This window comes from Pseudomonas sp. GW460-12-10-14-TSB1 (assembly GCF_017349775.1).
GTDB lineage: Bacteria > Pseudomonadota > Gammaproteobacteria > Pseudomonadales > Pseudomonadaceae > Aquipseudomonas > Aquipseudomonas piscium.
In genome coordinates, this window is the sequence record NZ_JACNAC010000006.1 from 1 (window position 1) to 13,249 (window position 13,249).

A 13,249-nucleotide genomic window follows, 5' to 3' on the forward strand; every position below is an offset into this window, starting at 1 on the left:
CCTGGAACAGCAAGCGGCGCGGTTGACGCATCTGGTGGGCAGTTTCCGGATCTGAAAAGCATCGCGGGCAATCGAGCGTCGACCGGCCGCTCCTACGGATGCATGTGCGTCTGCAGGAGCGAGGCTTGCCCGCGATAGCGTTTGATGCCGCTCAGCAGATTTAGAAGCTGGAACCCGGCTCGCGCAGGAATGCCAGTTCCTCCGGCGTCGACTCACGCCCAAGAATCCGGTTGCGATGGGGGAAGCGCCCGAAGCGGGCGATGATTTTCTGATGCCGTTCGGCGTAATCCAGCTGGTCGGCGAACACCGGTCGATCTTCCGGCGGCTGTTCGTCCTGCAACGCGGCGAACCTGGAGATCGCTTCGTTCTGCACCGCCAGATTCTCGCAATGCTCGAACACCAGGTAGATGAAGCTGCGCTGCATCGCGGGCAGTTGCCGGTCGAAATCCGCGGCGATGCCCTGGGCCACCAATGCTTGGGCTCGCAGGTCGCCGGAAAAACTCTTGGGGGTTTCGCGATACAGCATGCGCGGCAGCTGGTCGAGCAGCAGCACCAGGGCCAGCCAACCTTGCGGGCGTTGCGCCCACTCGGTCAATCCGCCGGCCAGCGCCTGCTCCACCAGATCCCCGAAACGCTCGCGCGCTTCGAGGTCCTGGCTGTCGCGCTTGCCAAACCACAGCCCGCCCTTTTCAGCTCTGATGTCCGCAGGTTTCTCGGCAGAGCCGAACCACCAGTCGAGCAGGGGCTGCCAGGGCGCGGCCATGATTCATTCCTTGTGGTAGGAGGTGACGCGGGCAACTTCTTCCTTCGAGCCGAGGAACACCGCTACGCGCTGGTGCAGGCCTTCAGGCTGGATGTCGAGAATGCGCTGGTGACCGTCGGTGGCTGCGCCGCCGGCCTGTTCAACCAGGAAGGACATCGGGTTGGCTTCGTACATCAGGCGCAGTTTGCCCGGCTTCGATGGCTCGCGGCTGTCGCGTGGGTACATGAACACGCCGCCACGGGTCAGGATGCGGTGCACGTCGGCCACCATCGCGGCGACCCAGCGCATGTTGAAGTTCTTCTTCACCGGGCCTTCCTCGCCGGCCATCAGCTCGCTCACGTAGCGCGCAACCGGCGCTTCCCAGTGACGCTGGTTGGACATGTTGATGGCGAATTCCTGGGTGCTCTCAGGAATGGTCAGGTCTTCGTGGGTCAGCACGAAGCTGCCCATTTCACGGTCCAGGGTAAAGCCCTTGACGCCATCGCCCAGGGTCAGCACCAGCATGGTCTGCGGGCCGTAGATGGCATAACCGGCGGCTACCTGCTGGGTGCCTGGTTGCAGGAAGGCCTTTTCGTTCAGGGCTTCGTTCTGGCTCAGGTATTCGTTCGGGCAACGCAGCACGGAGAAGATGGTACCGACCGGCGCGTTGATATCGATGTTCGACGAACCGTCCAGTGGGTCGAACACCAGCAGGTAGGCGCCTTTCGGGTATTTGCCCGGGATCTGGTAGGCATTGTCCATTTCCTCGGACGCCATGCCGGCCAGGTGGCCGCCCCATTCGTTGGCTTCGAGCAGGATCTCGTTGGAGAGCACGTCGAGCTTCTTCTGCACTTCGCCTTGGACGTTTTCAGTGCCCATGCTGCCCAGGACACCGCCCAGGGCGCCTTTCGACACGGCGTGGCTGATCTCCTTGCAGGCACGCGCCACCACTTCGATCAGGAAGCGCAGATCGGCAGGAGTGTTGTTGCTGCGGGTCTGCTCAATCAAATAGCGACTCAGGGTAACGCGGGACATGGAAGGCTCCGGAGGAATGGGGGGCTAAAAAACCCGCGCAGTTTAGCGCGAGTCGGGGTGCATTTCCTCCTATGAGACGAGATCCGCCATAGAGAGTTCATGCGTGGGGTTGAGCGTAGCCCGAAATCCGACCCGTAGCCGCTGGCGCAGGCTGCACTAGCCTGCGCCCTTTCGACCGCCCTTTCGACACTAGGGGGCCGGCGAGCGGCCTATTCCAGAGCCTTCCAGATCTGCGTGGCGTACTCGCGAATGGTCCGGTCCGAAGAGAACCAGCCCATGCGCGCGCTGTTGAGCACCGCCGAGCGCCACCATTGATTGCTGTCGCGCCAGCGCTCTTCGACATGCAGCTGGGCATTCCAGTAGGAGTCGAAGTCGGCGCACACGTGGAAGCGGTCATAGTCGATCAACGAATCGATCAGCCCGGTGTAACGGGCTGGATCGTCCGGCGAAAACACCCCGCCACGAATCGCCTGCAGCACATCGTTGAGGCGATGGGAGGCGGCGATGTCCGGCACCGCGCTGAACTCGCCATTGCGTTTGCGCGCCTCCACCTGCTGGGCGCTGAGGCCGAAGATGAACATGTGCTCGGCGCCGACCCGTTCGCACATCTCGACGTTGGCGCCATCCAGGGTGCCGATGGTCAGGGCGCCGTTGAGGCCGAACTTCATGTTGCTGGTGCCCGAGGCCTCGAAGCCGGCGGTAGAGATCTGCTCCGACAGGTCGGCCGCCGGGATGATGATTTCGGCCAGGCTGACGTTGTAGTTGGGCAGGAACACCACCTTGAGCAGGCCGCGCACGGTCGGGTCGTTGTTCACCGTGCGGGCGATATCGTTGCTCAGTTTGATGATCAGCTTGGCCTGGTGATAACTGGCCGCGGCCTTGCCGGCGAAGATCTTCACCCGCGGCACCCAGTCGATCTCCGGCTCGGCACGGATCGCCTGGTACAGCGCCACGGTGTGCATCAGGTTGAGCAACTGGCGCTTGTACTCGTGGATCCGTTTGACCTGCACGTCGAACAGCGCCGCCGGATTGACCGCAATCCCCAGGCGCTCATGGATGATCGCCGCCAGCGCCCGCTTGCTGTGCAGGCGCTGCTCGGCAAACTGCTTGCGAAAAGACGACTTCTCGGCGAAGGGTTCGAGCTTGAGCAACAGCTCCTCGGGGTTGTCCAGCAGCTCCGGGCCGACGGCCTCGACCAGCATCGCCGTCAGCTTGGGGTTGGCCTGGTACAGCCAGCGGCGAAAGGTGATGCCGTTGGTCTTGTTGTTGATCCGCTCCGGATACAGTTTGTGCAGCTCGGAGAACACCGTACTGCGCATCAACTGGGTGTGCAGGCCCGACACGCCGTTGACGCTGTGGGAACCGAGAAACGCCAGGTTGCCCATGCGCACGCGGCGCCCGTTATCTTCTTCGATCAGCGACACCGCGCGCAGCACGTCGAAGTCGTGGATGCCCTTGGCCCGCAGCGAATCGATGTGCTGGGCGTTGATCAGGTAAATGATTTGCATGTGCCGCGGCAGCATGCGCTCCATCAGCCCCACCGGCCAGGTTTCCAGGGCTTCGGGCAGCAACGTGTGGTTGGTGTAGGCCAGGGTCTCGACGGTGATCTGCCAGGCCGCTTCCCAGGCGATGCCGTGCAGGTCCACCAACTGGCGCATCAGTTCGGCCACGGCGATCGACGGGTGGGTGTCATTGAGCTGGATCGCCGCATGCTCGCCGAGGCTGAGCACCGAATCGTGCATGTTCTTGTGCCGGCGCAGCAGGTCCTGCAAGGACGCGGAAACGAAGAAATACTCCTGGCGCAGGCGCAGTTCCTGCCCGGCCTCGGTGCTGTCCGCCGGGTAGAGCACCCGCGAGATGCTCTCGGCGCGGGCCACCTCGGCCACCGCACCGAGGTGGTCGCCGGCGTTGAAGCGCTCCAGGTGCAGGTCTTCCATGGCCCGCGCCCGCCACAGGCGCAGGGTGTTGACGCTGGCGCCGCGCCAGCCGACCACCGGCGTGTCGTAGGCCACCGCGCGCACGGTTTCCGCCGGCCACCAGACTTGCCGCGCATGGCCAGCCTCGTCGGTGACAGTCTCGACGCTGCCACCGAAGCCGATCGAATAGATCACTTCGGGGCGCTCGAACTCCCAGGGGTTGCCGAAGTCCAGCCAGTGCTCGGTCTGCTCCTGCTGCCAGCCATCGACTATGGCCTGGCGGAACAGGCCGTGTTCATAACGGATGCCATAGCCGTGGCCGGCAATGCCCAGGGTCGACATGCTTTCCATGAAGCACGCCGCCAGGCGGCCAAGACCACCGTTGCCCAGCGCCGCGTCCGGCTCCAGCAGGCGGATGCGCTCCAGGTCGACGCCCAGATCGTTCAGGGCATCGCGCGCCACGTCCAGCAGCCCTAGGTTGCTCAGGCTGTCGTAGAGCAGGCGGCCGATGAGGAATTCCAGGGAAAGGTAATAAACGCGTTTCTGGCCTTTGCGGTAGATCTGCCGCGTATGGTCCATCCAGTGCTCGACCATGTGATCGCGCGCCGCCAGGGCGATGGCTTCGAACCAGTCATGGTCGAAAGCGTGGTCCGGGTCTTTGCCCACCGCGTAGGTGAGTTTGGCCAGGACGGCATCGCGAAAAGCGGCCACCTCAGCGTCACGAACTTGCAGTTCCTGAGTCATGAATACGACCTCGAGCGAGATAGACAGTGAGCATGGAATTGTCTGAGCCTAGTCGGTCTGACAGGAGCCAAAGTCTCTGGTTCGGTGCGTCTTGCAATTGCCCGAACAAAGGCAGCGTCTCCCGCGGCAGCTGGTAAAAATGATGCAGATGCCGTGCCGACCCTGCAATCCCCTTGGGCAGGCGTAAATTCCGTTAAATGGTTGTTCAAAAATCCACCAGTACCGGTATGATCGCGCGCCCTGATACACACGCTGGAAACAAGCCTGATGAAGTCCAACCTGATCGCCGCCGCGGAAATCGACCGACTCGATACCTGGGCCAAGTATTCCGCGCCCATGTGCGGCTCCTGCATGTCCAGCTGCTGCACCCTGCCGGTGGAGGTCAAGATCAAGGATCTGATCCGTATCGGCATCGTCGACGAATTCGAACGCGGCGAGCCGGCGAAGAACATCGCCAAGCGTCTGCAGAAGGAAGGCATCGTCGAGCGCTACAACCAGAAGTCCGAGATCTTCACCCTGCAGCGCATGAGCAACAACGACTGCCTGTATCTGGATCGTAAGAGCCGCCTGTGCACCATTTATGACAAGCGCCCGGACACCTGCCGCAATCATCCGAAGATCGGCCCGCGTCCGGGCTATTGCGCGTACAAGCCCAAGCCGGTCGAGCGCCCGACCAACACCAGCAGCCGGACCCTGGAACGCTTCTGAGCCCCGACCTGTAGCCCTGTAGCCGCTGCCGAGCCCGATCTTTTTCGCAGATCAAAAAAAACGCCCCCGGCCTTTCGACCGGGGGCGTTTTTATTCAGCCTGAACTAAAAGATCAGTTCTTGGCTTTCTTGGCAGCGCGGGTACGCTCGCCTTCGTCAAGAATCTTTTTACGCAGGCGAATCGACTTTGGAGTCACTTCACACAATTCATCGTCCTGGATGAATTCCAGAGCCTGTTCCAGGGTGAAACGAACCGGCGGAACCAGGGCGATGGTTTCGTCCTTGCCCGAAGCACGCATGTTGTCGAGCTTCTTGCCTTTGGTTGGGTTCACGCCCAGGTCGTTGTCACGGCTGTTCAGACCAACGATCTGACCGTTGTAGATTTCCTGGCCGTGCTCGACGAACAGCTTGCCGCGCGCCTGCAGGGTTTCCAGGGAGTAGGTCAGTGCCTTGCCGGTTTCAACCGAAACCAGTACGCCGTTCTGACGACCGGACATGTGGCCGGACTTCATCGGAGCGTAGCGATCGAAGATCGAGGTCAGGATGCCTGCACCGTTGGTCAGGGTCAGGAACTGGTTACGGAAACCGATCAGACCACGGGCTGGAATGTTGTATTCCAGGCGTACACGACCCTTGCCATCCGGAACCATGTTGCTCAGGTCGCCTTTACGCAGACCCATTTCTTCCATGACCTTGCCCTGGGATTCTTCAGGGATGTCGATGGTGACGTTTTCGAACGGTTCCTGCTTCACGCCGTCGACTTCACGGATGATCACTTCAGGACGGCCAACGCCCATTTCGAAACCTTCGCGACGCATGGTTTCGATCAGTACCGACAGGTGCAGCTCACCACGGCCGGAAACCTTGAACTTGTCGGCCGAGTCGCCTTCTTCAACGCGCAGTGCAACGTTGTACAGCAGCTCTTTGTCCAGACGCTCCTTGATGTTACGGCTGGTCACGAACTTGCCTTCTTTACCGCAGAATGGCGAGTCGTTGACCTGGAAGGTCATGGAAACGGTCGGCTCGTCGACGGTCAGCGGCTTCATCGCTTCGACAGCGGTCGGATCGCACAGGGTGTCGGAGATGAACAGCTCGTCGAAACCGCTGATGCAGACGATGTCGCCGGCAGCTGCTTCTTCAACGTCCACACGGTGCAGACCGTGGTGACCCATCAGCTTCAGGATACGGCCGTTGCGTTTCTTGCCATCGACGTCGATAGCCACAACCGGAGTGTTCGGCTTGACGCGACCGCGAGCGATACGGCCAACGCCGATCACACCCAGGAAGCTGTTGTAGTCCAGAGCGGAGATCTGCATCTGGAACGAACCGTCACGGTCAACGGCTGGAGCCGGAACGTTGTCGACGATCGACTGGTACAGCGGGGTCATGTCTTCAGCCATATCGGTGTGGTCCAGACCGGCAATACCGTTCAGGGCCGAGGCGTAGACGACTTTGAAGTCCAGCTGTTCTTCGGTGGCACCCAGGTTGTCGAACAGATCGAAGATCTGGTCCAGAACCCAGTCAGGACGCGCGCCTGGACGGTCGACCTTGTTGATCACCACGATCGGACGCAGGCCGGCTTCGAAAGCCTTCTTGGTCACGAAACGGGTTTGCGGCATAGGGCCGTCTTGGGCGTCGACCAGCAGCAGAACGGAGTCGACCATCGACATTACGCGTTCAACTTCGCCGCCGAAGTCGGCGTGGCCCGGGGTGTCCACGATGTTGATGTGGTAGCCGTTCCAGTTGATGGCGGTGTTTTTGGCCAGGATGGTAATACCGCGCTCTTTTTCCTGGTCGTTGGAGTCCATCACGCGCTCGTCGTTGAGCTCGTTGCGCTCCAGGGTGCCGGATTGACGCAGGAGTTTGTCTACCAGGGTGGTTTTACCGTGGTCAACGTGAGCAATGATGGCGATGTTGCGTAGATTTTCGATCACTTGTGTATCTCGATCAGAGGATTCGGTGTGCTGACAACTGCTGGCAGCGATTAACAATAGAGTCCGGCAAGGCCGTTACAGCTTGACGGTGGCGTCGGGGGGCCGGTGACGCAAGCCACAGGCAAACAGCCCCGGGCACTTAGCTCGGTCTATAAACGCGCACATTGGCATGTCCCTCACTGAGCAGATGGTGAGCATGCAGGCGACTCATGACGCCTTTGTCGCAATACAGCAGGTACTGGCGAGTAGGGTCCAGTTCCTTGAAGCGTGCATTCAATGCATAGAACGGCAGCGCTTTTATCTCAATGCCAGCCAACTCCAGCGGGTCGTCTTCCTGAGCATCCGGATGACGGATGTCGATCACGATCTGGCCCGCCAGCGCTTCGCTGACTTCTTCGATCTGCAAATCCTGGCCCAGTTCATCGATCACCCGATCGATCGGCACCAGTTTGGCCCGCTCGATCGCACGCTCGAGCACCGCCATGTCGAATTCTTTCTCTTCATGCTCCACGCGATGGCGCTTGGCATGGGTCTTGGGGTTCACCGAGATGACCCCGCAGTACTCCGGCATGTGCTTGGCGAAGTCGGCGGTGCCGATTTCGTTGGCCAGGTCGATGATGTCCTGCTTGTGGCTGGCGATCAGCGGGCGCAGCACCAGCTTGTCGGTTACGCAGTCGATGACCGAGAGGTTCGGCAGGGTCTGGCTCGACACCTGGGAAATCGCCTCGCCGGTGACCAGCGCGTCGATGTGCAGGCGGTCGGCGATGCTCGACGCGGCACGCAACATCATACGCTTCAAAATGACGCCCATATGACTGTTGTCGACTTTGCCGAGGATTTCGCCGAGCACTTCCTCGAACGGCACGCTGACGAACAGCACGCGCTGGGAGCTGCCGTACTTCTTCCAGATATAGTGCGCGACTTCCATCACGCCCAATTCGTGGGCACGCCCGCCCAGGTTGAAGAAGCAGAAGTGGCTCATCAGGCCGCGACGCATGATCTGGTAGGCCGCCACCGTGGAATCGAAACCGCCGGACATCAGGACCAGGGTCTGTTCCAGGGCGCCCAGCGGATAACCGCCGATGCTGCTGTGCTGGCTGTGGATCACGAACAACCGTTGGTCGCGAATTTCCATCCGCACTTCGATTTCCGGCTCTTTGAGGGAAATTCCGGCGGCGCCGCACTGCCGACGCAGCTGGCTGCCGACGTATTTCTCCACGTCCATGGAACTGAATTCATGCTTGCCGGCGCGCTTGCAACGCACGGCGAAAACTTTCCCCGCCAGGGCCTCGCCAAAGTGCTGCTTGCACTTGGCGACTATGTCGTCGAAGTCGCCCAGCGGGTATTCATCGACCTGCAGGAAATGCGCGATGCCCGGCATGCAGCTCAGGCGCTCGGTCATCTCCTTCAAGGCTTTCGGCTCGCTGACGGCGGTTTCCAGCTCGAGGTTGTCCCACACACCATTGACCACCACAGCCGGGTCCAGATCGCGGAGCACGGCACGGATGTTCTTGGCCAGCTGACGGATGAAACGCGTCCGTACCGGGCGGCTCTTGATGGTGATTTCCGGGAAAACTTTAACGATTAGTTTCATGAAAACAGCGCGCGCTGGGCCAGCCGAAAAAGGGGGGCGCGGATTATAGCGGAAATTGCTCAAGGTTTAACCAATTAATGTGCACTCGGTTTTTCGTGCACCAAAACAGGTCACAACCAGATAAAAACGCAACATTGCGGTGCACCGGTTTGCCAATCTGGCCCAAATACCTCCCGGAATGCGTGAGTTTGGGGCATAAAACCCAACTCAGGGCACTGGCATGCAATTTGCTCCCTTGTGAGGCAGGTTGCCATGGCCGAGTATCTGCGCCGGCATCACCCACATTCTAAGGGCACACCAACACCCGCCCGAAGCCACCCGGAGGACACTATGTCGAAGTCGGTTCAACTCATCAAAGATCATGACGTCAAATGGATTGATCTGCGCTTCACTGACACCAAAGGCACTCAGCACCACGTGACCATGCCGGCCCGTGATGCGCTGGATGACGACTTCTTCGAAGTCGGCAAGATGTTCGACGGTTCCTCCATCGCTGGCTGGAAAGGCATCGAAGCCTCCGACATGATCCTGATGCCAGACGACGAAACCGCCGTGCTGGATCCGTTCACCGAAGAGCCGACCCTGATCCTGGTGTGCGACATCATCGAGCCTTCGAGCATGCAGGGCTACGACCGCGACCCTCGCGCGATCGCCAAGCGCGCCGAAGAGCACCTGAAAGCCACCGGTATCGGCGACACCGTATTCGCCGGTCCAGAGCCTGAGTTCTTCATCTTCGACGAAGTGAAGTTCAAGTCCGACATCTCCGGCTCGATGTTCAAGATCTACTCCGAACAAGGTTCGTGGATGTCCGACCAGGACATCGAAGGCGGTAACAAGGGCCACCGTCCAGGCGTCAAGGGCGGCTACTTCCCGGTTCCACCGTTCGACCACGACCACGAAATCCGTACCTCCATGTGCAACGCACTGGAAGAAATGGGCCTGACCGTCGAAGTTCACCACCACGAAGTGGCGACTGCCGGCCAGAACGAAATCGGCGTCAAGTTCAACACCCTGGTGAAGAAGGCCGACGAAACCCAGACCCTGAAATACGTTGTACACAACGTTGCCGACGCCTACGGTCGTACCGCCACTTTCATGCCTAAGCCTCTGTATGGCGACAACGGTTCGGGCATGCACGTACACATGTCGATCTGGAAAGACGGCAAGAACACCTTCGCTGGCGAAGGTTATGCCGGCCTGTCCGATACCGCCCTGTACTTCATCGGCGGCATCATCAAGCACGGTAAGGCCCTGAACGGCTTCACCAACCCGGCCACCAACTCCTACAAGCGTCTGGTACCAGGCTTCGAAGCTCCGGTAATGCTGGCCTACTCGGCTCGCAACCGTTCCGCTTCGATCCGTATCCCTTACGTGTCGAGCCCTAAAGCCCGCCGTATCGAAGCGCGCTTCCCGGATCCGGCTGCCAACCCATACCTGGCCTTCGCTGCCCTGCTGATGGCCGGCCTGGACGGTATCCAGAACAAGATCCACCCTGGCGACGCCGCTGACAAAAACCTGTACGACCTGCCGCCTGAAGAGGCGAAAGAGATCCCACAAGTTTGCGGCAGCCTGAAAGAAGCCCTGGAAGAGCTGGACAAAGGTCGTGCGTTCCTGACCAAAGGCGGCGTTTTCAGCGACGACTTCATCGACGCTTACATCGCCCTGAAAAGCGAAGAAGAAATCAAGGTTCGTACCTTCGTACACCCACTGGAATACGAGCTGTACTACAGCTGCTGATCCAGTAGCGCCGCCCCACGCGGCGTGACAAGAAAAAGGCCTCCCTCGGGAGGCCTTTTTTATTGCCCGCCCATCGCCCCGGAGCATTCCCCCGGGCTATTCATCCATGGATAATCCGCGCCTCTCGCGCCCTCTGTCCGGCGCCTCGACGAAGGGATTCGTATGCAGTGGACTCGTTCTCTCGGCCTGATCGCCTGCCTGGCGTTCGGCAGCACCCAGGCGGCTCCTTTCTATGCCGGCAAATCCCTGGCCCACCCGCTGATCACCGGCCTGGCGGAAAGCTCGGCGACCCTGGCCTTTATCAAGCAGGCCGGCGGCGTCAAAGGTTATTACTCGGTCGACCCGGATGAGAGCCAGCCGCAGCTGCTGGATGACTTCGGCAATGCCACCATCGAGTCCGTGTTCAACATTGCCCTGGACAGCGAGTCCCCGACCCGCCTGGTGCTGTTCAAGCAGAGCGGCCAGTATCGCGTGCATGCCTACCGTTATGACGAAAACGACCACCTCTACCGGCGCCTGGAGAAACTGCAACCCGCCCTGGAGCGCATCGCCAAAGACCGCAAGAAACTCGATGCCCTGACGGTGAAACAAGCCCTGCGCCAGCTGACGCCGCTGAACTACAGCTACTTCTACGAAGACTCGGGTATCGACGAATTCGACCAGATCGACCATTCGGCCGGCACCCTGGTGGGTTATTTCGACGCTAACGGGCAGCCCATCACCGCCAATCCGCCCGGAGCCGACCAGTACCGCTACAAAAAGACCTTTGCCGAAAAGAACGGACGCTTTCTCACCGCCACCTACTGGCGCGGTGACGAGCCCGCACTGGAAGGCGAGCCCCTGCTGTACAACTACCGGGCCAGCCACATCACCTGGGAAACCGAGCCGCAGCGCTTCACTGGCAGCGAGGACGGGGCCTACGTGGAGTACTCGAGTTTCGGCGGAGCCGTCATCGCCCAGGGTGCCTATGCCCACGGCCAACGCACCGGCGAATGGAGTTTTTCCAACCCAGACGATGGCTGGACCCACGGCCGTTTTATCGATGGCAAACGCCAAGGCCAGTGGACTGAGTCCTACGGCTGGCAAACCGCTATCGGCGAATACCGGGACGATCTGCGCGAGGGACGCTGGGTGCTGTCCTACGACGAAGGAGGCGAATCCGCTATCACCGGCTTCCAGACCTATGTCCAGGGTGTGCTCGAGGGTCCGAGCGAAGAGCGGGTGGACGGTTTCACAGAAAGCGGCAGCTATCGCAACGACAAACGCGAAGGGCCATGGGTGACCCAGGCAGGTCGCGGCAACTTCGAGAACGGCCTGAAAAGCGGCCCGTGGATACTCAAGACAGACAAGGGCCATAGCCAGAGCCTGAACTTCGTCGCCGATAAAAAAGACGGCGAGTTGCGCGAAACCGATGCCAACGGCGTGCTGGTCCTGATCGAGCATTACAAGGCAGATGTGCTGTCCGGTACCCGCGAAGGCTACAGCCCCAGCGGCAAACTGCAGTACTCGCAGCAATATGAGAATGGCAAACGGGAAGGCCGCTCACTGGGTTACAGCGAAGACGGCAAGCTGATCAGCGATATTTCCTGGCACAACGATCGGTACGAAGGCCCTCACCTGACCTTCCTGCGCGACGGAACGCCGGCCACGGTCGGACGCTTCGAGGGAGGGCGCTTTGTCGGCCTGATGAAACAATACGATCAGGACGGAGTGCTTTATGAGGAAGCCAACTGGTGCCGCTTCGACAAGCGCGGCTCAACCGTCGAGCGCTGTGGAAAACAACGGCGGTTCACCCACGGAAAGCTGTCCTGGGAAACGGACTTTCTCTTTGGCAGCCCCCAAGGCTCCGTCGAGTACAACTATGAGACAGGCCAAAAGATCCGCGAGAAGATCATCGGCGACAATGACCAGATCACTCAGCGCACCTACTACGACAATGGGCAGGTCGAGTGCCAGAAAAACTCGGTGGGTTTCACCTGGATGACCGTCAACCAGCAACAGGTGAAAAGTCATGAGTCCGACGGCCAACTGACTGGCGAACAGCTGTGCTATCACCGCAACGGCGCGATCAAGAGCCGCGAGCTGATCGACAACGGCTTGAGCGCCTGCCGGATCGTCTATGACGAAAGCGGCAATCGACTGTCTTCCAGCCCGACCAATTGCGGGGCGCCCGCGACTGCCGCGGCCGGCCAATGACCTACCGGGTGCCCGGCGCTTGCCAGGCACTGCGGTTTTGCGTGCATCATGGCCGCCAAATTGTCCCCAAGAAGCCGAGACCCTCCATGACTTCGCGATTCTGCCTTGCCCTGTTGACCCTGTTGCTGGCCGGCAATGCCTGCGCCGCCCCCGCCACCCTCAGCCCTCTGTTGGCCAGCATCGAAGAACGCCTGGCCATCGCCGACCAGGTGGCCCTGAGCAAATGGGACAGCCACAAACCGGTGGAAGACCGCCCCCGCGAACGCGAGGTGATTGCCGGCGCGGTGGCCCAGGCGCCGGCCTACAAACTCGACGGCGCGGCGGTGGAACAGTTCTTCGCCGCGCAGATCGAGGCCAACAAGCTGGTGCAGTACGCCCATCTGTCCGAGTGGACCCTGCAAGGCCAGGCACCGGACGCACCGCGCCCGGACCTGGTGGGACAGATCCGCCCACAACTCGACCTGTTACAAAAACGCCTGCTGCAGCAACTGGCGGATTTCAGCCCCTACCGCAACGACCCGCAGTGCCCACAGTGGCTGGCCCAAGCCACCCACGGCGGCGACCGCCCAGCGCTGCGCCAGCTGGCGCTGATCCGCGCCACCGCCGAGCTTTGTGTGTTCAAAGGTTGAAGCGGCGAACCTGGG

9 protein-coding genes are annotated in these 13,249 nt (G+C 60.7%); 4 read left to right on the top strand and 5 right to left on the bottom strand.

The window, feature by feature from the left end:
• Positions 1-160: 160 nt before the first annotated feature.
• The 3 genes from J4D52_RS05695 to J4D52_RS05705 form a co-directional block, all read right to left on the bottom strand.
• Positions 161-763, bottom strand: coding sequence for a DUF924 family protein (locus tag J4D52_RS05695; RefSeq protein WP_025808246.1), 603 nt, complete (start codon positions 761-763; stop codon positions 161-163).
• Between the two features lie 3 nt (positions 764-766).
• Positions 767-1,777: a class 1 fructose-bisphosphatase gene (locus tag J4D52_RS05700; protein WP_063427854.1), complete on the bottom strand. Its 1,011-nt coding sequence runs from the start codon at positions 1,775-1,777 to the stop codon at positions 767-769.
• 209 nt (positions 1,778-1,986) lie between these two features.
• Entirely contained in the window at positions 1,987-4,437 is a 2,451-nt protein-coding gene (locus J4D52_RS05705) for a glycogen/starch/alpha-glucan phosphorylase (RefSeq protein WP_063427853.1), read from the bottom strand.
• A 264-nt stretch (positions 4,438-4,701) separates the two neighbouring features.
• Between J4D52_RS05705 and J4D52_RS05710 the strand changes: the two genes are divergently transcribed.
• Entirely contained in the window at positions 4,702-5,145 is a 444-nt protein-coding gene (locus J4D52_RS05710; protein WP_023970087.1) for a YkgJ family cysteine cluster protein, read from the top strand.
• A 112-nt stretch (positions 5,146-5,257) separates the two neighbouring features.
• On the opposite strand, the gene typA is transcribed toward J4D52_RS05710, so the two are convergent.
• Together typA and thiI are read right to left on the bottom strand one after the other, a co-directional pair.
• The gene (gene typA, locus J4D52_RS05715) at positions 5,258-7,078 is read right to left on the bottom strand and encodes a translational GTPase TypA (RefSeq protein WP_025808250.1); all 1,821 of its coding nucleotides are present in this window, start codon (positions 7,076-7,078) and stop codon (positions 5,258-5,260) included.
• A 139-nt stretch (positions 7,079-7,217) separates the two neighbouring features.
• Positions 7,218-8,672, bottom strand: coding sequence for a tRNA uracil 4-sulfurtransferase ThiI (gene thiI, locus J4D52_RS05720; RefSeq protein WP_063427849.1), 1,455 nt, complete (start codon positions 8,670-8,672; stop codon positions 7,218-7,220).
• Positions 8,673-9,002: 330 nt separating this feature from the next.
• On the opposite strand from thiI, the gene glnA reads away from it, so the two are divergent.
• The 3 genes from glnA (at position 9,003) to J4D52_RS05735 (ending at position 13,234) form a co-directional block, all read left to right on the top strand.
• The gene (glnA, locus tag J4D52_RS05725) at positions 9,003-10,409 is read left to right on the top strand and encodes a type I glutamate--ammonia ligase (RefSeq protein WP_025808253.1); all 1,407 of its coding nucleotides are present in this window, start codon (positions 9,003-9,005) and stop codon (positions 10,407-10,409) included.
• A 162-nt stretch (positions 10,410-10,571) separates the two neighbouring features.
• The gene (locus J4D52_RS05730) at positions 10,572-12,605 is read left to right on the top strand and encodes a toxin-antitoxin system YwqK family antitoxin (RefSeq protein ID WP_063427847.1); all 2,034 of its coding nucleotides are present in this window, start codon (positions 10,572-10,574) and stop codon (positions 12,603-12,605) included.
• Positions 12,606-12,691: 86 nt separating this feature from the next.
• Entirely contained in the window at positions 12,692-13,234 is a 543-nt protein-coding gene (locus J4D52_RS05735; protein WP_063427846.1) for a chorismate mutase, read from the top strand.
• Positions 13,235-13,249: the final 15 nt, after the last annotated feature.